Annotated in this window: 26 protein-coding genes; 13 read left to right on the forward strand and 13 right to left on the reverse strand. The window is 69.8% G+C overall.

Annotated elements, in window-relative coordinates; translation table 11 throughout:
• Positions 1 to 5: 5 nt before the first annotated feature.
• A complete protein-coding gene (locus ACTRO_RS01405; RefSeq protein WP_051450127.1) occupies positions 6 to 785 on the reverse strand; it encodes a metallophosphoesterase in 780 nt (259 codons plus the stop codon).
• Positions 786 to 917: 132 nt separating this feature from the next.
• Between ACTRO_RS01405 and ACTRO_RS01410 the strand changes: the two genes are divergently transcribed.
• Together ACTRO_RS01410 and ACTRO_RS42530 are read left to right on the forward strand one after the other, a co-directional pair.
• Positions 918 to 1,535: an ABATE domain-containing protein gene (locus ACTRO_RS01410; RefSeq protein ID WP_034260620.1), complete on the forward strand. Its 618-nt coding sequence runs from the start codon at positions 918 to 920 to the stop codon at positions 1,533 to 1,535.
• A 233-nt stretch (positions 1,536 to 1,768) separates the two neighbouring features.
• Positions 1,769 to 3,808 carry a DUF1906 domain-containing protein gene (locus ACTRO_RS42530; RefSeq protein WP_157435634.1) on the forward strand — a complete coding sequence of 680 codons (2,040 nt, stop codon included), beginning with the start codon at positions 1,769 to 1,771 and terminating at the stop codon, positions 3,806 to 3,808.
• A gap of 77 nt (positions 3,809 to 3,885) precedes the next feature.
• Here the strand turns inward: ACTRO_RS42530 and ACTRO_RS01420 are convergent, their stop codons facing one another.
• The 7 genes from ACTRO_RS01420 to ACTRO_RS01445 form a co-directional block, all read right to left on the reverse strand.
• Positions 3,886 to 5,034 carry a lactonase family protein gene (locus tag ACTRO_RS01420; RefSeq protein ID WP_034260622.1) on the reverse strand — a complete coding sequence of 383 codons (1,149 nt, stop codon included), beginning with the start codon at positions 5,032 to 5,034 and terminating at the stop codon, positions 3,886 to 3,888.
• Between the two features lie 169 nt (positions 5,035 to 5,203).
• Positions 5,204 to 5,908, reverse strand: coding sequence for a haloacid dehalogenase type II (locus tag ACTRO_RS01425; protein ID WP_034260624.1), 705 nt, complete (start codon positions 5,906 to 5,908; stop codon positions 5,204 to 5,206).
• 108 nt (positions 5,909 to 6,016) lie between these two features.
• Positions 6,017 to 7,009, reverse strand: coding sequence for an RNA polymerase sigma factor SigJ (gene sigJ / locus ACTRO_RS01430; RefSeq protein WP_084315876.1), 993 nt, complete (start codon positions 7,007 to 7,009; stop codon positions 6,017 to 6,019).
• Positions 7,002 to 7,697 carry an NAD(P)H-binding protein gene (locus ACTRO_RS01435; protein WP_034260626.1) on the reverse strand — a complete coding sequence of 232 codons (696 nt, stop codon included), beginning with the start codon at positions 7,695 to 7,697 and terminating at the stop codon, positions 7,002 to 7,004. Before ACTRO_RS01435 ends, sigJ begins: the two co-directional genes overlap by 8 nt.
• A 133-nt stretch (positions 7,698 to 7,830) precedes the next feature.
• Positions 7,831 to 7,998 carry a hypothetical protein gene (locus ACTRO_RS48490; protein WP_211244035.1) on the reverse strand — a complete coding sequence of 56 codons (168 nt, stop codon included), beginning with the start codon at positions 7,996 to 7,998 and terminating at the stop codon, positions 7,831 to 7,833.
• Between the two features lie 51 nt (positions 7,999 to 8,049).
• Entirely contained in the window at positions 8,050 to 8,550 is a 501-nt protein-coding gene (locus tag ACTRO_RS01440) for a MerR family transcriptional regulator (protein ID WP_245594650.1), read from the reverse strand.
• Positions 8,551 to 8,692: 142 nt separating this feature from the next.
• The gene (locus tag ACTRO_RS01445; RefSeq protein WP_157435635.1) at positions 8,693 to 8,971 is read right to left on the reverse strand and encodes a hypothetical protein; all 279 of its coding nucleotides are present in this window, start codon (positions 8,969 to 8,971) and stop codon (positions 8,693 to 8,695) included.
• 67 nt (positions 8,972 to 9,038) lie between these two features.
• On the opposite strand from ACTRO_RS01445, the gene ACTRO_RS01450 reads away from it, so the two are divergent.
• From ACTRO_RS01450 to ACTRO_RS01460, 3 genes are all read left to right on the forward strand, one after another.
• Positions 9,039 to 9,338: a hypothetical protein gene (locus ACTRO_RS01450; RefSeq protein WP_034260630.1), complete on the forward strand. Its 300-nt coding sequence runs from the start codon at positions 9,039 to 9,041 to the stop codon at positions 9,336 to 9,338.
• A 335-nt stretch (positions 9,339 to 9,673) separates the two neighbouring features.
• Positions 9,674 to 10,738 (forward strand): DUF4253 domain-containing protein, encoded by a 1,065-nt coding sequence (locus ACTRO_RS01455; protein WP_169739788.1) that lies wholly within the window; start codon positions 9,674 to 9,676, stop codon positions 10,736 to 10,738.
• A 143-nt stretch (positions 10,739 to 10,881) separates the two neighbouring features.
• Complete coding sequence (locus ACTRO_RS01460; RefSeq protein ID WP_034260634.1) at positions 10,882 to 11,916, forward strand: NAD-dependent epimerase/dehydratase family protein; 1,035 nt, start codon at positions 10,882 to 10,884, stop codon at positions 11,914 to 11,916.
• Positions 11,917 to 11,941: 25 nt separating this feature from the next.
• Here ACTRO_RS01460 and ACTRO_RS48495 read toward each other — a convergent pair whose 3' ends face one another.
• The 3 genes from ACTRO_RS48495 to ACTRO_RS01470 form a co-directional block, all read right to left on the reverse strand.
• Positions 11,942 to 12,265, reverse strand: coding sequence for a hypothetical protein (locus ACTRO_RS48495; RefSeq protein ID WP_211244037.1), 324 nt, complete (start codon positions 12,263 to 12,265; stop codon positions 11,942 to 11,944).
• A gap of 124 nt (positions 12,266 to 12,389) precedes the next feature.
• Positions 12,390 to 12,527, reverse strand: a complete 138-nt coding sequence (locus ACTRO_RS48500; protein ID WP_211244038.1) for a hypothetical protein — start codon at positions 12,525 to 12,527, stop codon at positions 12,390 to 12,392.
• Between the two features lie 327 nt (positions 12,528 to 12,854).
• On the reverse strand, positions 12,855 to 13,370 hold the full coding sequence (locus tag ACTRO_RS01470; protein ID WP_157435636.1) for a hypothetical protein: 516 nt from the start codon (positions 13,368 to 13,370) through the stop codon (positions 12,855 to 12,857).
• A 442-nt stretch (positions 13,371 to 13,812) separates the two neighbouring features.
• Here ACTRO_RS01470 and ACTRO_RS01475 point away from each other — a divergent pair, with 442 nt between their 5' ends.
• The 8 genes from ACTRO_RS01475 (at position 13,813) to ACTRO_RS01510 (ending at position 19,177) form a co-directional block, all read left to right on the forward strand.
• Positions 13,813 to 14,358, forward strand: coding sequence for a dihydrofolate reductase family protein (locus ACTRO_RS01475; RefSeq protein ID WP_034260638.1), 546 nt, complete (start codon positions 13,813 to 13,815; stop codon positions 14,356 to 14,358).
• Between the two features lie 224 nt (positions 14,359 to 14,582).
• Positions 14,583 to 14,918, forward strand: a complete 336-nt coding sequence (locus tag ACTRO_RS01480; protein ID WP_034260639.1) for an RNA polymerase-binding protein RbpA — start codon at positions 14,583 to 14,585, stop codon at positions 14,916 to 14,918.
• A 306-nt stretch (positions 14,919 to 15,224) separates the two neighbouring features.
• On the forward strand, positions 15,225 to 16,403 hold the full coding sequence (locus tag ACTRO_RS01485) for a glycosyltransferase (RefSeq protein WP_084316975.1): 1,179 nt from the start codon (positions 15,225 to 15,227) through the stop codon (positions 16,401 to 16,403).
• Positions 16,404 to 16,407: 4 nt separating this feature from the next.
• The gene (locus tag ACTRO_RS01490) at positions 16,408 to 16,731 is read left to right on the forward strand and encodes a hypothetical protein (protein WP_034260641.1); all 324 of its coding nucleotides are present in this window, start codon (positions 16,408 to 16,410) and stop codon (positions 16,729 to 16,731) included.
• A 98-nt stretch (positions 16,732 to 16,829) separates the two neighbouring features.
• Positions 16,830 to 17,039, forward strand: a complete 210-nt coding sequence (locus ACTRO_RS01495) for a hypothetical protein (RefSeq protein ID WP_034260643.1) — start codon at positions 16,830 to 16,832, stop codon at positions 17,037 to 17,039.
• A gap of 74 nt (positions 17,040 to 17,113) precedes the next feature.
• Positions 17,114 to 17,683: a GNAT family N-acetyltransferase gene (locus tag ACTRO_RS01500; protein ID WP_051450129.1), complete on the forward strand. Its 570-nt coding sequence runs from the start codon at positions 17,114 to 17,116 to the stop codon at positions 17,681 to 17,683.
• Positions 17,670 to 18,665, forward strand: a complete 996-nt coding sequence (locus tag ACTRO_RS01505; RefSeq protein ID WP_034260645.1) for a serine hydrolase domain-containing protein — start codon at positions 17,670 to 17,672, stop codon at positions 18,663 to 18,665. The genes ACTRO_RS01500 and ACTRO_RS01505 overlap by 14 nt, the downstream gene beginning before the upstream one ends.
• An 80-nt stretch (positions 18,666 to 18,745) precedes the next feature.
• Positions 18,746 to 19,177 (forward strand): VOC family protein, encoded by a 432-nt coding sequence (locus tag ACTRO_RS01510; protein WP_034260647.1) that lies wholly within the window; start codon positions 18,746 to 18,748, stop codon positions 19,175 to 19,177.
• Between the two features lie 63 nt (positions 19,178 to 19,240).
• Here ACTRO_RS01510 and ACTRO_RS42535 read toward each other — a convergent pair whose 3' ends face one another.
• Positions 19,241 to 19,945 carry a hypothetical protein gene (locus ACTRO_RS42535; RefSeq protein WP_051450130.1) on the reverse strand — a complete coding sequence of 235 codons (705 nt, stop codon included), beginning with the start codon at positions 19,943 to 19,945 and terminating at the stop codon, positions 19,241 to 19,243.
• Between the two features lie 97 nt (positions 19,946 to 20,042).
• Positions 20,043 to 20,903, reverse strand: coding sequence for a helix-turn-helix transcriptional regulator (locus tag ACTRO_RS01520; RefSeq protein WP_157435637.1), 861 nt, complete (start codon positions 20,901 to 20,903; stop codon positions 20,043 to 20,045).
• Between the last annotated feature and the right edge of the window lie 91 nt (positions 20,904 to 20,994).

The following is a 20,994-nucleotide window of genomic DNA, read 5'->3' on the forward strand; positions in this document are numbered from 1 at the left end:
TGCCTCTACTCTCCGCTTGCCGCGGCGCTTGCGACGATGCTTTCCACGGTTCGGAAGTGGGTGATGATCCGGCCGTCGTCGACGAGATGCAGCGCGATGCCCACGGGCGCCTCGCGGTCGGCGATCTGCTCAGGCCGCGGCGGGACGACGAGGGTCCAGGTGACGGCGGGGGCGAGCAGGACGGGCCGGGAGGCGAAGCTGGACGCGGCGGCCGTGTGGGCGTGGCCGGTGAGCACGGCGATGATCTGCGGATGCCGGTGCAAAAGCTCGGCGAGGGTGTCGGGGTTGGTCAGGGGCACCGAGTCCGGCAGGGGATGGCCGACCGGAACGGGCGGGTGGTGCATGGCCAGCAGCGCGGGCCCGGTGTGTTCGGGGTCTGCGAGGGTGTCCTCGATCCAGGCCGTGGTGGCCTCGTCGAGACGTCCGTCCTCCCGGCCCGGGATGGTGGAGTCGCACATCAGGATGGTCAGATCATTGATACGGCGAGCGGTGTTGACCGGCCTGTCGTGTCGGCCGTCCTCCGTCTCGCCGAGCAACTCCGCTCGGAGCACGCCGCGGGCGTCGTGATTGCCCGGGCAGAAGAGCACGGGGTAGGGCGCGTCGAGCAGCTTGCCGGCTTCCCGGTAGGCGGCCGGGTTGCCGCGGTCGGCGATGTCGCCGGTGACCAGGAGCGCGTCGGGCGGGGTCGGCAGGGACCGCAGATAGGCGGCGGCGCGCTCGAGGCGCTCCGTCGCGCGGGGCGTGCCGTCGAGATGAAGATCACTGATGTGGGCGAGCAGCGTCATGTCGTCCCCCTTCGTAGGCCGCGCGCGGCTACTAACGGCTAAAATTGATTTGCCGTTAGGTGACCCTACGGCAGGCGTTGTGGTGGGATCAAGTACGAACACGTCCTCGGCTGTGGTGAGTGGGAGATCGGGATGCGGCGGTGGCTGGCGCTGGAGCTGGCGGGCACGATTCGGCACGACGGCAACGGAGGCGTCGCCGACGACCTGCTCACCCCGGCCGACCTGGCCGGATGGATCCGCGCGCAGGATGAGCTGCTGAGCCCGCAGCGCATCGAGCCGGGTCTCGTGGAGAGCGAACGAGCGCTGAGTGAAGTCCTCGCCGTGCGCACGGCCGCCCGCGCGCTTTTCGCCCGCGTCGTCGCGCCCGCCCCGCCAAGCCGCGCGGATGCCGGTCGTCTGCCGAACGCGGCGGACGCGCTCGCGGCCCTCAACTGTGCGGCGGCGCGCGTGCAGACGGCCCTGAGCCTCGAGTGGCCCGTCGAAGGCGAGCCGAGCCTGCGCTTCACGGACGAGTCCGTTGATCCGGTGGACCGGCTGACGGCGCTTCTGGCGCGCGAAGCGATGCTGTTCCTGGCAGACGCCGACAGCGGCCGTCTCGCCGCGTGCAACGCGCCGCGCTGCGTGCGGTACTTCCTCAAGGACCACGGTCGGCAGGAGTACTGCAAGCCCTCGTGCAGCAACCGGGCTCGCGCCGCGCGGCACTATCGGCGCCACGAAGGCTCCGCGGAGGGCGGCAGCGTCACGGCGTAGCGGGAGCGGGAGTGGCCGTCGGGGTCGGGGTCGGGGTCGGGGTCGGGGCCGTGCCGACTCCGTGTACGAGTACTGGTACACGTTCGTTCGGTATTCGAACGCCGGCGCCGGGGCGCGGCGTTTGCTGTGCTCTGCGATAACACATCGCGGGGTTCTGCGAAGCCTTGTCCGGCCGAAGTGGCCATTGGTACGGTCAACCAGTGTTACGTAAACTCACTCTTGGGGGCGCTGTCGTGGCGCTGCTCGGATGCGGGCTCGTCACCCCCGCATCAGCAGCTTCATCGGGCGCGGCAATCCAAACCATCGACTATCACGGCTATGAGATCCAGGTTCCGGCCTCCTGGCCGGTCTACGATCTCACGGCAGACCCGAGCCGTTGTGTGCTCTTCGATCAGCACGCTGTCTATCTGGGCACGCCCGGAGCCGACGAGCAGTGCCCGCCGCGTGCCTACGGGCACACCGAGGCGCTGCTGATCCAGCCGGAAGGCTCTTCCGTCCCGGCCGGAACGAGGGAGCTCGGCTCGGACACCGCGTCCTTCTCGGGCGCGCTGACCGCCACGGAGACGACCGGCCACGCGGTGCGGTTCACCGCTCCGGGGCCGGGCGTGCAGGTCACCGCGACCTACGGATCCGGTGAGGCGCAGATCCGCTCGATCCTCTCGGGCGCGCGGATGACGGCCAAGACCGCCGCCAAGGCTCCGGCCGTCGTCACGCCGAAGGCGGCCACCTCCGCCAAGGCGGCCGGCACGGCCACGAAGGCCGCCACGACGTCGACGGCGACGGGGCTGTCCGGGGAGCACGCGCAGGGTCTCGGGATCGACACGTGCGCGGTGCCGTCGGCCGCGACCATGAGCTCCTGGCTCTCTTCGCCCTACCGGATCATCAGCACCTATCTGGGCGGCGCGAACTGGGCCTGCTCCTACGGGGACTTCACCGCCGACTGGGTCAGCCAGGTCGCGGCCGAGGGCTGGCAGTTCATCCCGATCTGGGTGGGCCCGCAGGCTTCGTGCACGCAGCTGACGAACACGACGGTGATCGACCCGGCCAACGCCGTGGCGCAGGGCACGGCCGAGGCGGCGAGCGCGGTGGCGGCGGCCCAGCAGTTCGGCTACGGCCAGGGCACGCCGATCTACTACGACATGGAGAGCTACCCCAACTCAAACACCGCGTGCAGCCAGGCGACTCTGGCGTTCGAGGGTGCCTGGACGGCGGGCCTGCATGCGGCCGGCTACCTTTCCGGGGTGTACTCGAGCGCGGCGACGGGCATCGCCGATCTCGCTTCGCAGTACACGAACAGCGCATACACGAGCCCGGACGACGTGTGGTTCGCCGACTGGAACGACAACCCGGTCCTGGTCAACCCGTACGCGCCGGCCACCGACTGGCCGAACGCGATCATGCACCAGTACTACGGCGACCACAACGAGACCTGGGGCGGGGTGACGCTCGAGCTCGACAGTGACATCGTCGACGCCGACGTCGCCGGAATCCCGAGCGCGGCGGTCACCGGGCAGCCCACCGTGACCGACGAACCGGCGCAGGTCGCCGTGACGCCGGGCGTGAAGGGCCGGACCCAGCTGAAGATCCAGGCCGGCGCGAAGCTCTCGACGATTCACTGGCAGGTCCAGCCGCCCGCCGGCGTCACCGTCTCGCCCTCGTCGGGCATCGCGATCGTGTCCGGAGGCGGACAGGCGTCCATCTCGCTCACCGTCTCGGCCGCCGCGTCGCTCGCCACCGGGCGGTATGACGTGCCGATCGCGGTGACCGTGAACGGGAAGCCGAGCACGCAGACGTATCTGCTGGTCAGCAACGGCTCCGCGCTGGCCACCCCGGTGGTGCTCTACGCCGCGGACACCGCGAGCATGGCGATCGCGCAGGCCGAGGCGCAGCAGCTCGCCCTGCCCGCGAGCAACCTGACCGGCGACTTCGCGACCGCGTGGACCGACGCCTCGAGCGGCTCGGCCCTGGTGATCACGGTCGGCGTGGCGGCGAGCAACGCGCTGTTCCACAACGCCTGCGGATGGGCGAACCCGGCCAACGAGGCCATCGGCCACACGCCCTTCGGCTTCTTCTCGGTGCCGAAGCGGACCGCTGTCAGCGGTGGCTTCGAGGCCGCCGACCTGAGCACGGACGCCGCGAACCAGGCGCTCTCCGAGCAGTTCGCGCACTACGCCATGGTCGGGACGATCCCGAACGAGAGTGCCGCGCAGCCGCTCGGCTCGCTCACCCCGGCGAACACATGCCTCGGCTCGGCCAGCGTGCCGGTGCCGTAGTCGATCGCGCAGAAAGGTGGCCGGCCGGGTGTGAACCCGGCCGGCCACTGTCGTCATGTTTCTCGCCCGTGTCGGGGCTACCCGGCCACGATGCCTTCTCCGCCGACGGCGTTCGGCACTGTCTGAGCTCCGATCCGAGTAAGACCGCCGCCAGGGCGGATCGCGAACTCGTCGAGGATCCCGTTCGCGCCGGTCTGGACGTAGAGGAAGCGGCCGTCGCTGGAGGCGGCCGAATCGACCGCGCCCGGATCGGTCGGCGTGGTGCCGACCCTTTGCATCGTGCCGTCCACGCCGGCGTGCAGAACGGTGACGGTGGAACTGCCGGCGTTGGACGCGTAGAGCGTGCCGTCGGACTCGGTGATCCAGCACGTGGCCGTGCCACCGGTGGAGGCAGTGCGCTGCCGCGTGAGTTTGCCGTCCTCGTGGACGGTGAACGAGACCACGGCGTTGGGCCCGGCCTCGGTCAGGTACAGGAACCCGGTGCGCTCGTCGGTGACGAATGAGAACGGCACCGCGCCCGGCATGTTGTTGACCACGGGCTTGCGCGCGGGCGCGCCGTCGCCGCGCAGCGGGAAGACGTCCACATTGTTCCCGTTGGCCTTGGTCGTCACGACCAGGTCGTGACCATGGTCGGCGAATCCGACCTGGCCAGGCGTGTTCGTGAACTGCGGTGTGGCGTTCGGGTCCAGCCCGAGCGGCCGGTTCCAGGTCCGCTGCGCCCGCAGGTAGCCGCCGGCGACCGTATACCCCTGGATCGAGCCGCCGCCGAGAGCGTTGAGGACGTAGACCGCGTCGTCGTGCACGGCGACACTCACCGGGAACTCGCCGTGGGAGGCCACGATCTGGCGCAGCCTCAGCAGGCTTCCGTTCACGGCGAAGACCGAGACGGTGTCGCTGCCCGCGTTCACGGCGTAGAGCAGCTTGTGCCGGGCGTCGTAGGTGAGCGAGCCCTGAGAGGCGAGGTGGTCGACCACGGACCCGTCGAGCACGCCGCCGCGTCCGCCGGTGGCGTAGACCGCCAGCCGCGTCAGCCGTCCGTCGTCGGCGCGGCGGTAGACGACGACCTGGTTGCCGGTGGTGGCGTCGGTCTGTACGAAGACGACCTGGCCGATGCCGCGGCGCGCGGCGTCGCTGCCGCGTGTGGCGGCCGACGCGGCTCCCGCGCAGATGCTCGCCGCGGTGAGAGCCGCCGCGGCGACCGCCCCGATGCGCATGACCGAGTGCATGAGTTCCTCCTGGGATCTGGATCGGATCTCGGCGCACGTAACGCTAGGAGCGGTTCCGCGGCGATTCGCGCAGACCCACCCTGCATCTTCGGGATTTGACCTCGGTTAGTTCAAACAGCGTCTTATATATGAGTCGGATATAACGTCTCGGCTGCCTATGGCTGCCTGCCTACCGGAGTGCTTCGACGAGTTCGTTCAATGAATTGAGATGGACGTCGAATTCGTCCTCGTCCTCGGGGGCGTCCGCGTGCGGGCGGGCCAGGTAGCCGGTGTGAAAGCCGCTCGCCGCGGCACCGCGCAGGTCCCACGGGTGCGCCGCGACGAACAGGGTGCGGCCCGGGTCGAGGTCGAGCTGCTCGATGGCCAGGGCGTAGACGGCGGGGGCCGGCTTGTAGGTGCGGGCCAGCGCCGCGGACAGCGTGGCGTGCCAACGCAGGCCGTGCCGGCTGGAGATCTCGGCGACCTGGCAGGTGCTCGCGTTGGTCAGGGTGCTGACGGTCGTCAGCTCCGCCAGTTCGCTCAGCTGCTCGGCGGCGTCCGGCCAGGCGGCAAGCCGTCGGCCGGTGCTCGCCAGGGCGTCGAAGGCCTCCGCGGTGAGCCCGATCCCTTCGGCCAGCAGGACCTCCTCGAGCAGAGTTCGGCGCAGCTGCTCCGCCGGCATCCATTCCTCCTCACCACTCGCGATCCGCCTGGTGGCCGCGTGGAAGGCCTCGATCCACGCTTCGGCAGCCCGGGTGGAACGGACCTCGTCGATGCCGGCATCGGCGAGCGCGTCGTGGACCGCGCCGGTGACGGTGCCGACCTCGTCGACAAGCGTGCCGACGAGGTCGAAGACCACGGCGTCGAACTCGGGCAGGCTGTCTGAGAGCGTCATGACGATCCCGATCCTTACGCGCGTTCGATAGTCGGTCGCGCCCCAGGCCGTCCGGCCCCGGCCGCGGCCCGCCGGTTGCCCGGATACGCCGCGTCCATGCGCCCGGGCTCAGCCGGCGGCGTCCTCGGCGTTCTCGGTGCTCACGACGTGCTTGACGTCCTCGATTTCCTCGACCTTCACGCCGGTGAGTTTCTCCGGGTCGAGGATGAGGTCGATCTCGCAGATCCGCTCGTGCACGACGGTGAGGCCCGCTACGGCCACGAAGCCGCCCCGGCCGTGTGCGACCATGCCGGCGGCGCCGTTGACCAGCGCCGGCTTCCACAGGTGGGCGAAGCGCGGGCCCTGCACGGCGGCGTGCTCGGCGACCTCGCGCGCGCCGAGGACCAGGGGTGGAGTAAGCCAGTTGCCCGGTCCGGTGTCGATGCGCAGCCGTACGTCCGGGTCGAGCAGCTCCAGTAGCGACGTCACGTCGCCGCCGCGGGCCGCGGCCAGGAACGCCTCCGCGATCCGACGTTGCGTCGGCACGTCGGCGTCCGGCCGGGTCTCGCTGCCGTGCACCCGCCGCCGAGCCCGGCTGGCCAGCTGCCGCGTGGCCGCCGGGGTCTTCTCCACGATCGGGGCGATCTCCTCGAACGGCACGCCGAACATGTCGTGCAGCACGAACGCCAGCCGTTCGGCCGGGCGCAGACTGTGCAGCACCACCAGCAGCGCGAGCCCGACCGAGTCGGCCAGCAGGATCTCCTGCTCCGGGTCGGGGGAGTCGGCCGCGCTGATCACCGGCTCGGGCAGCCAGCTGCCGTGCAGGTCCTCGCGCCGGGCCCGGTCGGTCCGCAGCATGTCGACGCAGACCCGGCCGACGACGGTGATCAGCCAGCCGGACAGGTCCGCGATCGCCGAGCCGTCGGCGCGGCCCAGCCGCAGCCACGCCTCCTGCACAGCGTCGTCCGCGTCGGCGAGCGAGCCGAGCATCCGGTAGGCGACGGCGCGCAGCCGCGGCCGCTGGCGTTCGAACTGCTCGGCGTACCAGGCGGAACCGGCTGTGCTCTCGGCTGGGCTGCCGGGCGCGCTGCCAGTTGCGCTGCTGGGCGCGGGGTCAGTCACGGCCGAAGGCCTCGCGCTTGATCACCTGCAGCAGTGTAGGCGCGCCCTGACTGGTGGTCACCTCGACCGTACGGCCGGCGAACCGGTCCTCGCCGACCTGGCGGACCAGCAGATCGGCCAGATCCGCGCGGCTGGTGAAGACCCCCTCGAGCGGCCCGTCGCTCACCTCGTACGCCGAGACGTCGTCCGCGTCGAAGAGCCCGGCGGACCGGATGATCGTCCAGTCCACGTTGCTGTCGGCCACGATGCGCTCCATCGCCCGCATGTCTGCGTAGGTGCTCTTGCCGATGGTTTTAGTGATCATCGGCTGCATCACCCGGTTGAGTAGGAACCCGCCCTCGCTGTGCGGATGCGGCTCGACCGCGGTCGAGCTGACCACGGCCAGCCGCTTGACCCCGTGCCGCAGCATCCCGGCGAGGATCGTCGCTGCGGCCGTGCTGTACACGGTGATCGGAGCGCGGGCGAACGGGACGCCGATGCTGGAGAGCACGGCGTCAGCGCCCTCGACCGCCCGCGCGGTCGCGCCTTCGTCGGCGACGTCGGCAGCGAAGACCGTCAGCCGGCTGTCGCGGATCGGGAACTGCTCCGGCCGCCGCGTCACCGCGACCACCTCGTGGCCGGCCGCGAGCGCCCGCTGCACCGTCAGCCGTCCGGTAGCCCCGTTCGCCCCGAATATTGTGATCATCAACGTCGCCCCTCGCTCTGCTGCACTCCGTACGACGCTGCCCGCGCCGTCTCACCAAGAGGTCGGATTTCGCGGGGTGCGGTGTGACAGCTCACGGGTCACGGGGGGCTATGTCGTGTGTCACATCCTTCGGCGCTTACGCGGTCAGCTGATCGACCAGCTCGCGCGCCTGTTGAGGGGCGCGCACCTCGAGGTGGACCATCGGCCCGTCCAAGTGCAGAACGAAGGTGAAGAACGGGCAGCACTCCTGCTCGGCCACGCACAGCGCCGCCAGGTCCCCGGCCCGAGCGGCCGGCACGGTCACCTCAAGGCCCTGATCTATTTCCCGCCGGCGGCCGTCCGCGAGCAGCTGCTTCTAGCGCGCGGTCCGCTCCTCGAGTTCCGCACGGTTGAGGGCGCAGGCCACCGGCGCCTCAGGCGCGTCCTCCGCAGCGAGGCCGCTGACGGCCAAGGCAGTACGGTCCGCGGGGAATCCGCACGCGGTATCGCAACGTTCTGAACGCTCCGGCAGCGCGTCGAGGTGCGCCGACGCCCGCCGCAGCTCACTGATGAACCTGTCTACTTCTGCCCGCCGCTGCTCCGCTTCGGCCAGCGATCGTGCCAGCCGCGGGCGCAGATCCGCCTTCACCTCCGCGCAGGCGCCCCTCTCCCAGACGTCGAGCGTTTCCGCTATCTCCTCGAGTGGGAGCCCGAGGTGCTTGGCCGCGCCGATGAACTCCAGGCGTTCGAGCGACTCACGGCCGTAGAGCCGATAGCCCGCGGCCGATCGCTCCGCCGGGACGAGGCCTGCCGTCTCATAGAAGCGCAGCGTCGTCGCCGGCACGCCGGAGCGCTCGGCCAACTCTGAGATCCGCATCTTGTCCACGCCGTCGACGCTAAACCCTCGACCCGACTCGAAGGTCAAGCACTGACCAGCTGTGGTACAGAGCATGGCCGTGCCCCCTCCCCAGCGCTACTATCCCGCCGGGGGGCCAGATTTCCGCTCGGCCACTCGTCGGTCACGAGGCGAGGGAGACCACTGTGTATCTCCGACGACCGCTAAAGATCGGCGCATCGATCGCGCCTGCCCTGGTTCTGATAATGGCTGCGGCGGGCTGCACGTCCTCGGGCTCGAGTGGGCAGAACACGACCACGGTGACCACATCGATCAGCCCATCCGGATCGCTGCCGGTCGGGAATGCGAACACTGCGACGGCCGCCTCCACCGCGAGCCGTTCGGGCTCTGGTTCGGGTTCTGGCTCTGGCTCGGGCGGCGGATCGGGAGGGTCGCGGACCACCGCTCCGGCGACGACGCATTCGTCCCCCAGGGCCTCCGCGTCCCGGACGCCGAGCCCGGCCCCGACCGTGCTGCCCGCAGTCCTGTCGATCACCTACACCACCCCGGGCTGCACCTCGCAGTCCGGCACGAGCACGGTCGTGATCACCTGGAGCACCCAAAACGCGACTGAGGTCTACCTCGGCGAGTCCACCGTCGCCTTCTACTCCGACCCGCGCACCAGCGGCGGCACCGGCCCGCTGCCGCCCGACGGCTCGAAGACGATGCCCTTCAACTGCGCGAACCAGTACGACTACTACATGCTCGGCGTCTACAACTCGGTGGGCAAGGGCGGCGAGACGCAGCAGGTCCCGAACCCGGCGTTCTGAGTGCACGTTCACCGGGGCTCCAGAACCGGTGCCGCCACCGGTGCGGCGGCTCGGGCGACTCGACGTCGTAGCGCTGCAGCGCCATGGTGTCGGGCTGCCCGACCATCGCCGGCAGGGCCAGGAACACCGCGCGGTAGTCGATCTCTGGCTCGCCCGGCCGCGACCGTGTCGCGCGGCGGGGTGACCCGGCGCGCCACGTGCATCCGGACCCTGAAGCAGCGGCGGAGGCCTCGTCGATGCGGGCCGACGTGTCGGCCGCCATCCGATCGACGCTATCCTCACGCCGATACCGAAAGGGGTTGGTGATGGTGACTGGGCCTCATCCGGGACACCAGGTGGCAGGGCGCATAAGCTCGGCGAAGCAGGTGCGGGAGGCGGTGTGGCGGCTTCGTCGCGGTGACTGCCTGGTCCTGCCGTGTGCCGCCGATGAGGACTGCTATGCGCAGGTCATGCTCACCCTCCAAGGCGTCTACCAGGTTGAGTACCGCGTCGGAAGTCCGGATCAGCACTTTCAGACGCGCTCTTTGTCCGCTGAGGCCGTCGGCACGATCCTCGCGGCTTGGATCGAGTCGCTTGAGGGCTGGCAGGACGCTTTCTCTTGGAAGAACATCGGAGCGATGTTCGCCGATGCGGCGTCCGGCGAAGCTGCCGGTATCGAGAGCGTGGACGTGGACGGCCTGCTCGCATCGGCCACCGTGAGGGGTGCTTTGCCCGACGGGCGCGAGGTCCGGTCGGTGCCGGTAGGCCCGGCGCAGGCCGTCCTCACCTGGCAAGCGCTACGCGCCGCGCACGACCGCACCGGCCTGTGGCCGTTCCTGGCCGACCCTCCCGCCGAGCGCGCCCGACCCGAAGTCTGGGCACACCTGCTCGACGACGTGCGAACCGAGGGGCGGCCGCCGGAAGATCGGGATGACCTGTTCGTCTCCTTGCTCGCGAAGACGATCGGCCCGGACGACGACGACCGCGACGAAGAGGAGCGCAAAGTGCTGCGCGACGCTCTGCGTTGCGAGCAGCTCGTCCTGCGTCCGCGTCCAGTGAGCCGTGTGCCTTGGGCGCGAGCAACACGGCAGATCGGGCTGTGCCCGGCAGCGGTGGGAGGGTGGGATATACCGGAGCTGATGGGGTGGGAGGGTGCGGTCAACTTCGCGATCTCCGGCGCCGAGCACTCGGCCGTCCTGGAGACGTGGCACCGCCGGTACGGAGCCGAGTTGATGGCGCTCACCTTCGACACTGTCGAGCTGTGGGTACCGAACCCGCCGACCGATCCGGGCGAGGTCGCGTCCGTTGCGCTGGAGCAGGTCGCATACTGTCCGGACGCAGTGTTCCAAGGCGCTGGGAGCGTCACGGCGCTGGCCGAGCAGCAGGTCTACAGCGACACCTGGTCCTTCTGGTGGGACTGAGGCACCTGATCGCTCGGCTTGCGCGAAGCAAAATCGGCGAGCGAACCTGCCCCTGCCCTATGCGCCATCGCGCAGCCGCTGCCGGAGGCCTGAGGAATCCGTACCTTTCGGGCGGTATGGGCCCACTGCTCTAGACTGACGCCATGCGTCGTGCACTGATTCTCGGCGGAACCGGAATGATCGGCCGCGCGACCGCGCGCCACCTCGTGAAGGCCGGCTGGCAGGTGGACGTGACCGGGCGCGATCCCGCGCACATGCCGTCGGACCTGGCCGACGCCGGGGCGCGGTTCGTCGCGGCCGACCGGGCGGATGCGGCGGCGCTCCAGCGGGCGCTCGGCGAGGGCGTGGATCTGCTCGTGGACTGCGTCTGCTTTACCGCCGCCGACGCGCGGACGCTGCTTCCGCTGGCCGCCCACGCGACGTCCACCGCCCTGATCTCCAGCAAGGCCGTCTACGTCGACGCGAAGGGCAACCACGCCAACTCCGACACCCCGCCCGACTACGCCGGCGCCATCTCCGAGGACCAGCCCACGCTGCCGCCCGGCGACATGGACTACCAGTCGCGCGAGGGCTACGGCCCCAACAAGGTCGCCGCGGAACTCGTGGCCCTCGAAAGCGGCCTGCCGATCAGCGTCCTGCGGCCGTCGCGCGTGCACGGGGTCGGTTCCGAGCGGCCGCGGGAGTGGGTGTTCGTCAAGCGGGCACTCGACCGCCGAAGCGTGCTGCTTCTCGGCGACGCCGGCGCGGGAGTCGTCCATCCGACGGCCGCCGTGAACATCGCGGCGCTGATCGAGACCGTGGCAGCCAAACCGGGCAGCCGCATTCTCAACAGCGCCGACCCCGACGCTCCGAGCGCGCTCGAGATCTCCCGCATCATCGCCAAGCGGCTCGGCCACACCTGGGACGAGGTGCTGCTCGACGGGAGAGCCCCGGTGGATCTGGGCCGCACCCCCTGGGATTCAAAGCATCCTGTCGTACTCGACACGTCCGCGAGCGTCGCGCTGAGCTACGTGCCCGTCGGCGACTACGCCGCCACCGTCGCGGACGAGGTCGACTGGCTCGTCAACGCCGGCCGCACGGGCGATCCCGAGGGCATCCTGCCCGATCCGCAGGATCCGTTCTTCCTGCCCTTCCTCGACTACGCAGCCGAGGACGCCTACCTGGCTGAGCGAAGCTGATCGCGCGCTTCGGACATCCGGCGTGTCACTCGCTGCCGAAAGGCGGCAGGACGCTGATGATCTCGGCGATGCCGATCGCCGGCGCGATCTCGTGCATCGTGATCATGTCGCCCGGCGTCAGATGTCGCCACCGACTGGGCGTCAGCGGCGCCAGACGGATCGTGCCCTGCTGCCCAGGTTCGATGGAATGCGCGAACTCCACCCAGACGCGTGCGATGGCCAGGTCAGGCGCACCAGCGCTGGTCCGCCGGCCGATGTCCCACATCGGCCGCAGCTCGCCGGCGCCGGGAACGGCCGACCGGCGACCTCCGGTTTCCGGCGAGTCGAGCACAAGATCCGCCCGGATCATGCCGTGGATGGACTCGTATCTCCGCCAGTGGCACCAGGCGACGTTTCGTTCGCGGTACAGCAGACCGGCGCCCTCGGCCAGGAGCTCCCAGAAGCGAGCCGGCTGCGGGTGCTCGTCGCTGACGTCAACGAGCATGCCCAGCGCGAATTCCCATTCGCCCGTGTCGAGCGCGCCAGACGTCGCCCACGGTCATTCCCGCATCGGTCGTGAAGCCCTCGGTGGCAAGGTCGGCAGCTGCGCTCAGGATCTCGACGATGTGCACGGAACGATTATCGGCCTGCGGCCGCGCCTTGCCGTGCCCCGCTCTTGAGCACGGTCGGGTGGAATATTCGACGCGGTATGCCGAATAGGAGCTTGCCGGGCCCACCGGTCTGCCGGTTCGGCCTCGAGGAACAGCAGCTGCCGGTCGGTGAGGAGCATGTATGCCTCACGCGGCGTGAACGCCATGACCAGGCCTCCGACCATGGCGACACTGAGGTGATCCCAGCGAGAATCAGTTCTCTCGGCCCCGAGCCACTCGGCGTCGCACCGGTCGCGCAACCACGCCAGCGTGAGAGCATACTCGCGCAGATGAGCCCGTCGAGGGGGGTCACTGGCGCTTGCGGAGACGGTCGCCGAGTCTGAGCAGCCGGAGGCGGTTGGAGTCGTACATTTTCGTCGCGCTCGAAGGGGTGGCCTCTTTGCGCCCATGGCGTCGACGCTTCTGGATGCGCGGGGCGCCTTGGTTCCTGGCTCGCAGGAGCCGCAGCTCTTGCCCTGCGACGGTTCCGCCTTCGAGAAAGAACATTGCGATCACCCCTCTATATGATCTCGACACCTCCAGGATTTGTTCGATCGCAGACGGGCCGTCTTCGGTAAGGCGGTACCGATATTCCAGGATGCGCGGGGAATTTCTCTCGAAATCGTGCTCCGGCAGCGTTCTGCCTGTCGGTTCCGCGGTTGCCGCGCCCGACTCGAGCAGCACCTCCATGGCCTTCTCCGCGGCCCTTGCGGAGCCGGTGGGGAGATGGCGCAGGCGGTACGTGGTCCAATCGCCGTCCGGGTCGGCCAGAATCTGTTCGAGGGTGCGCCGTACCCCCAGCGCCAGCACCGTCGATTTGGCCATGACGACAGCATAGGTACACACGGCGCGCATGCCAATATCCTCATTCACGGCCGCAGGCGCGGTCGTGAACTGCGACTGCAGTTGGGCGGTCGTTGGGTATTGATCGCCACCGCAGCCGCTCCCGCTGCGATGTTCTTTTTGACTGGGAATGAGCATACCTTCGCAAGGGCGACGATCTGAGCCTGTTCACCAGGCTTCATATAAGGTCCGGCGGTGTGCAAGACTCTCGTCTGACGGCTTTTCCCGCATCAGTCCTTCCATACGATTCGGATGGGCAGGGCCATGCCGGGGACAGCTGCCGGCTCTGTACAGCCGGCTCCGGCTCCGGCTCCGGCTCCGGCCCCGGCCCCGGCAGCGGCGGGGCGATCGTGCGGGTGACGCCTGAGTGTCAGAGGCGGAGTTTAGGGTGGGCATGTCATCCACCTCGGAGAGGAATCAGCACATGGCCTCGCTCGTCCTGAAGATGTCCGTCTCGCTCGACGGCTATATCGCGTCGGCTGACGGGAGTGGTGGCTGGGAGGCTGCCGGGCGCTCCGACGACGGCGCGCGCTGGGTGCTCGAGACCGTGGGCAACGCCAAGATGCACCTCGTCGGGGCGAAGACCTATGCGATGTGGGCCGGATTCTGGCCGGGCGCCGCGGGGCCGTTCGCGCAGCCGATGAACGAGATCCCCAAGGTCGTGTTCTCCGACTCGCTCACCAGCGCCGACTGGGGCCCGGCGACGATCAGCCGTGGGGATGACCTGGCCTCAGCGATCGCGCGCCTCAAGAAGGAGAGCCCTGACGGGTACCTGCTCGCCCAGGGCGGCGTGCGCTTCGCCCGCTCGCTGGTCCGGACCGGCTTGATCGACGAATACCGCCTCGTCGTTCATCCGGTCATCCTGGGTGCGGGTGAGCCGCTCTTCACTTTGCCGCTGGAGATCGAGCCGGTGAGCACCACCGCCTTCAGCCGCGGGACCGTCGCCCACGTCTTCAGGGCGCAGCAGTGATCCAAGCGACCGTCTTCGCTCTGAGGCTCACCATCCGAGCCCCCGCCGAACGCTTCGCCGAACGGTTCACCGACGACGTCCGCCATTCGTGATCGGCTGCGGCCGCCGGGGGAGTAGAGTCGAGGCGTTGCCCGCGATTCGCGCCGATCCCGGTTGTCCATGGCGGGACGACTCAGTGCGGGTCCGGTCATCGGACCGGCCACTTCCTTCAGGAGATTCCCTTCATGGCACGCAGCAGCGCTCTGCGCGGGAGCAGGATCGGTTCGGGCCCGCTGGGCGAGCCGGAGCGTGGTGACCTCATCGAGCGCGTCGCCGTCGCCTTCTGGTGCGCGTCCGGCCATGAGACCCGGCCGCTGTTCGCCGCCTCGGCGGTCGTTCCGGACGTGTGGGAGTGCCACCGCTGCGGCCAGCCCGCCGGCCAGGACCGGGACGACCCGCCGCCCGCTCTCAACGTCGAGCCCTACAAGACTCACCTCGCCTACCTGCGCGAACGGCGCAGCGACGCGGACGCGGAGATCCTGCTGGCCGAGGCGCTGGCCCGACTGCGCGCGACCGCCTGACCCGGCCGGTCGCCGGGCTTCGCGAGCGGCGCATCCGGCGGCGGGGCCGACCGTGCCGTGTTAGGGTTGCGCCATCCGCCTGTTCCGGTGGTGCTCGCCACCGGCGGTGGTCTCGCCCACTTCGCGCCGGGTCCGAGGATCTCCCTCATCGCAGGGAGCGGACTGATCACCGAGCCGATGGGCGAGCGAGGAATGGGCTTCGCCTTCCGCTTGCCGCCCGCCCTGTCCGCAGCCCTGGGAAAGCAGCCGACACCGGCTGCCGCCGCGAGCGCCGGACGGACTCGGTTCCCGGTGAGGCGGGTTCTGATGGTCGCGTACGGGTTTCTGAGCACGTTCCCGCCCACCCGCTGTGCCGTGGCCACCCACAGCCTCGCCCTGGCCCAGCATCTGCACGATCCGGCGAGCGGGGAACGCTGCGGCATCGTGCACGTCGTGGAGCGGCCGCGCCCGGTGCCGAGGCAGGACCCGACGGTCTTCCTGGTCCACGGGCGCCCCGCGAGCGCGATCAGGACGATCGAGGCGCTCAACCGGTACGACGTGGCGATCGTGCAGCACGACTTCGCGATCTACGGCGGCCCGGACGGCGAAGAGGTGCTGGGCGTGATCGAAGCCCTCGACGTGCCGGTGATCGCGGTCCTGCACGCGGTACCCGCCATCGAAAGCGGGCACCGACATCAGGTCCTCCAGCGCGTCGTCGATGCCGCTGCGGCCCTCGTCGTGCTCTGCGCGGCGGACGCCGAGACCTTGCGCGAGCACTACCGCGTCGACGGGGACCGCGTCAGTGTGATCCCACGCGGCGCCACCGCCGCCACGCCCACCCACCCCTCGCGCCGCGTCGTCGAGCCGGCCGCGCCCACGATCCTGACGTGGGGTCTGATCGGCCCGGGCAAGGGAATCGAGCACGCGATCGCCGCGCTCGGCCTTCTGCGCGATCTGGATCCGGCACCCCGCTACCTGATCTGCGGTCAGCCCGACCCCCGCCTCGAGGCCGGCCAGGCGGACGCGTACCACGACCTGCTGTTGCGTACCGCGGACGAACATGGCGTCGCGGACCTCGTCGCCTTCGATCCGGCCTACCGGGCGCCGGGGCCGCTCGCCTCGCTCATCAGGCGGGCAGACGTGGTCCTGTTGCCCTATGAGGAGCGGGAGAGGACGAGCTCGGCCGTGCTCACCGAGGCCGTCGCCGCACGGCGTCCCGTCGTCGCCACTGATTTCCCGCAGGCGCGCGAGCTCCTCGGAAACGGTGTCGGCCTCGTCGTTCCGCAGCGCGACCCCGACGCCCTGGCTCTGGCGCTGCGCAGGGTGCTGACCGAACCCGGCCTCGCGAAAGTCCTGCAGACCAGGTGCGGGCAGATCGCCGAACAACTCGCCTGGCCCGGCGTCGCCGCCTCCTTCGGCGGCCTCGCGCGAGCCGTCCTCGCCGGCGACCGGACGCGGCGTATGGCAGGGGTGCGTGCATCCGCGGCCCCGGGTCGTGTGGAATAGACCCATGACGATCGATCTGACTCTGCCCGATCCGCTGGTCGCGCTTCTCCACAAGGCGTACGGCGAGGGCAGCCGCATCCCGGGCAGCGAGCCGCTCCGGCTGGAGTTGGCCAGGGCGGCGCGCCGCCGCTGGAACTCGTTCAGGCACCGGCACCCCGACCCGGCGCCCGACACGCTCTCCGCCCGCGTCGAAGACCTCGCGCGCGGCCTGCTCGCACGGTGCGCCCGGCACACCGGAGCCATACCGGGCATCGAGATCAGCGAGTGCCGCGAACTGGCCAGGCGGATCGCGGGCGTGCTCGGCGAGCTTCCGCAGAGCGCCGGGTGAGGCCAGGTTGACAATTGCTTGAAACGCACACGTGTTCAGCGGAGTTCCGGACGGGGCGCCGCGGAGCCGGATCCTCAACGAGACGTCAGGATGGTCATATGGAATCCACGAGCTTCATCATCGCGACCGACCAAGGGGGGTTCTGGGGCCGCTCCTTCGGGGCCGACGGAGTGACCTTCGTCAGGTCGAACGCCTACAAGTACGACTCCGTCGAGCTTGCGGCCGCCCACATCGCGCAACTCACAGCGTCCGGCGACACCCGGGCTTATCACGTCGAGGCCCTGCCCCCGGGACGCCGACGCTACTGACCGAGCGTCCCGCGAGCACTCCGGACAGGCAAGATCGGGCGCGGTAGGGATCAGGCCCCTAAGATTCAGTTCCCATGAGCCGTGACACGTCACAAGAGAAGACCGGTCGCATCGCGACCACCCTTTCCTCCGGCAGCCTCGGCACCCGGCGACTCGACCTGCTGCCGTTGCGGGTCGGGCACGCCGAGGAGATGGCCGCCGTGCTCGCCGACCCTGCGTTGCACGCCTTCATCGGCGGCGCTCCCGACACTCCGGCAGCCCTGCGCTCACGCTACGAGCGTTTGGCCGCGGGTGCGCCCGATCCGGCCGTGTCCTGGCTCAACTGGGTGATCCGCCTCCGCGACGAAGACTGTCTGACCGGCACGGTCCAAGCGACGGTAAGTCCTTCCGGCGACGGCCTGGCCGCAGAGATCGCCTGGGTGGTGGGTTCCCCGTGGCAGGGCCGGGGCATCGCCACCGAAGCAGCCCACGCCCTCGTCGATTGGCTCGTTCAGCAGCAGGTGGGCACCATCAGCGCCCACATCCACCCCGAACATCGGGCATCAGCCGCCGTCGCCACGGCGATCGGCCTCACCGCGACCGGCGAATCGCACGACGGCGAGATCCTTTGGCGACGCGGAGAATCGAGAAATGCAGCAGCCTGAGTTCACGGCCGAGGCGCACGTCGACGAGTTCGCGGCGCTTTTTCCGGACGCTCCGAGCAAGGCAGCGGTCGCGCTTGCGGCCATGGATGGGCCTGGCATCACGACAGCGATGCGCGGGCAGTGCCCGGTGGACGCGAGATTCGAGATCGGCTCGATCACCAAGACGATGACTGCGACTCTGCTCGCCTCGCTTGCCGCAGACGACGTGCTCGCTCTCGACGACGACCTCGAACGCTGGGTCCCTGCGGCGGCAGGCAAGGGACTCAAACTGCAGGCGCTGGCGACGCACACGTCCGGCCTTCCCAGGCTCGCCCCCAACAACCTGTGGCAAGCTCTGGCCCACCCGCGCAATCCCTACGTCGGCTACTCGGCGAAGCGCGCTGAGAAGGGTCTGCGCGCCGTGCCTGCTGCCGCAGCCTCCCTCGATCCGGCTCCCCATCAGTACTCGAACTTCGGCTACCAGCTCCTCGGTCTGGCCCTCGAGCGCGCGAGCGGACAGAGTTATCAGCAGATGCTGAAGGAGCGGATCACCGGGCCGCTCGGCATGACCAGCACAGGCGTGCGCGACGGCGTGCCTCGCGACGGCGACGGCGGGGTCGAGATCCCCGGACACGCCGGCGGCCGAGCGGTGCCGCACTGGGATCAGCCGATGCCCGGGGCGGGCGGAGTGGAATCCACCATCGGCGACATGGCACGCTACCTCGCCGCGTGTGCGCACCCGGCCGATGACGCCCCCGGCGAGGCGATCCGGCTGGCCCAAAGCCCGAGGCTGGTGGTCGCGAAGGGCAAGGAGATCGGGCTCGGCTGGATTCGCTGGGACGCGCGAGTACTCTGGCACAACGGGAAGACCGGCGGCTTCTGCTCGTCGATGGCGCTCGATCCCCAGTCAGGCCGCGGCATGGTCCTGCTGGCCAGTTCGACCAGCGGCTCCGGGAGCGTCCTGGATCAACGGGTGATCCGCCTCGTCCGCGACGGACGCTGACGCCATCGGCGAGACCTCACAAATCAACGGGTCTTCTTGTCGGATCAGTGACGCACACCTCCGCACGAAGGAAACCCGACATGTTCGCTCTCCACCTTCTCGTTCGCGACGTGCCCGCCAGCATGGACTGGTACCAGCAGGCGCTGAACGCCACCCTCACCCGCGTCCTGCGGATGCCGGACGGAACGATCGCGATCGCCGACCTCGACATCGACGGACTTCCCATCGCCCTGGCCGCCCCCATCCCAGGGACCACGATGTCGACTCCGGACGAGACCTCCACCACGGTGTCCGCGTTCCGGCTGACCGTCCCGGATGCCGACGCCGCCCTCACCCGGGCCATCGACGCCGGCGCCGTCCTCGTCAGCGCGGCCGAGGACAAATTCTGGGGTGTCCGCACCGCGGAGGTCTTGGACCCGTCGGGGCACCGGTGGGCCTTCGACCAGCACCTGCGTGACGTCGCGGATGGCGAGATCGAGGCGAACCTCGCCGCGATCATGGCAAGCCACTGAGAGGAGGCCCGAGCCGAAGCTGATCGCGCGAGATGACGGGCCGACTTATATCCGCGTTCGACTTCAGCCGGGCGCGGTCAGTTCGTCGAGGAACGCCTGGGTGAAGGTGTCGAGAGTGTTGTCTGGTCCGAGCTCGGTCAGTATCCGGCCGTCGCGGTCTGCGGCAGCGATGCGAGGCAGGGTGGGCCGCGTGGTGGTCGTGGGGGCCGGGCTCTTCCATGTCACCACGCATCGGCCGTGGTCCGGAACGCTGATGCGTCGTCCGGAGAACAGAAGGTGGTCGACTTCGACTGAGACTTCGATGACGCCAGTGGAGACCCAGCTGACGGTACCCAGGCTCAGCGGGCGCCCGGCTTCGCTGCGTCGCAGCCGCTCGACGTAACTGCGGGTGCTGGAAGCGCCATTCGTACTGATCATGACAGCGGGGCCGGAGCGAGCCGCACTGGGCCGGGTGCGCGCCAGAGCTCGGTCCGCGGGACTGAAGGCTCCACCGCCCAGCGCGATCCAGCCGCGTGACGGCTCGTACTCGTATGTCTCCTGGCGGCTCGTGCCCGCGCCCCGCCGAGGCAGCGTCACGATCAGAGCGACGGCGACCCCGGCGTCCTCGTCGACGTCGAAGGCCTCGACGACGTACCGATGCGCGCCCGGGACCGGCCAACGATGCAGTTTGCCTCCGGTGATGACGAGCAGGCCGAGGTCCTCAGTGCTCTGGCCCGGCCACATCCACGTGATCGCGCTCTCGCCCGGTGCGTTCCATCGTTGCGGCATGGATCCGACGGTACGCGGGCCGCGCTGTTCGTGTCGCTGATGAACGAACGTTGTACGAGTAGACCTTGCTGCGTCAGCGCCTCAACGCATCAGCGCGTCAGCGCGTCGGCCGCGTCTCGGTGAACTTCTCCTGGCCGAGCACCCGGAGCAGCTCAAGCTTTTCGGCGGCGTCCGTGCCGGGCTGGGCGGTGTAGAGGACCAGGGACTGCTCGCCGTGGGAGTCCAGGAGCAGCTCGCTGTTGAGCGCGAGCGGGCCGACCTCCGGGTGCATGATCGTCTTCGCGCAGTGGCGTCTGACCGCGACGTCGTGGCGTTCCCACAGTTCGCGGAACTCGTCGCTGGCCTCCAGCAGATCGTGGATGAGGGAGTTGACCTCCTCGTCCGCAGGGCGGCGTGCGTGGACGGTACGCAGGTCGGCGACGTGGTTGGCCATCAGGACGGGCTGCAGGGCCGGCGGGACGCGGCGCCGCGAGGGCTCGTCGGTGAACATGCGCCAGTACGAGTTGCCGGCCCGGCCCGGCAGCGCGGGGCCGCCGAACAGCGCCTCGGCCAGCGGGTTGCGCGCGAGGACCTGGCCGCTGTCGCTCAGCACCTGAGCGGGGACGTCCACGAGCCGGTCGAGCACGAGGAGAAGGCCCGGGCTGGCGTGCCGGGCCGACGCGGCCCGCCCCTGCGTCCGGAAGCCGGACAGGCGGTGGACGTAGTCGCTCTCGTCCTCGGTCAACTGGAGCGCGTCGGCCAACGCGCTGATCACCTGTTCGGAGGGTTGCGCGCCGCGCTGCTGCTCCAAACGGGCGTAATAGTCCACGGATATCCCGGCGAGCTGAGCGACGTCCTCCCGGCGCAGGCCCGGCGTCCGCCGACGTCCGCGCGGCGGCAGGCCCACCGAGGCCGGCTCGATCCGCTCCCGGCTGCGCCGCAGGAAGTCGGCGAGTTCCGCACGCTCGGTTCCGTTCACCCCTTCATTCTCGCTCAGCCGACGCGCCCGTAACCAGGGACCCGTAGTCCGCGGCTAAACCGGTCTCTACAACCCGGCCGCGGGGCCCGGC

The organism is Actinospica robiniae DSM 44927 (assembly GCF_000504285.1).
Lineage (GTDB): Bacteria > Actinomycetota > Actinomycetes > Streptomycetales > Catenulisporaceae > Actinospica > Actinospica robiniae.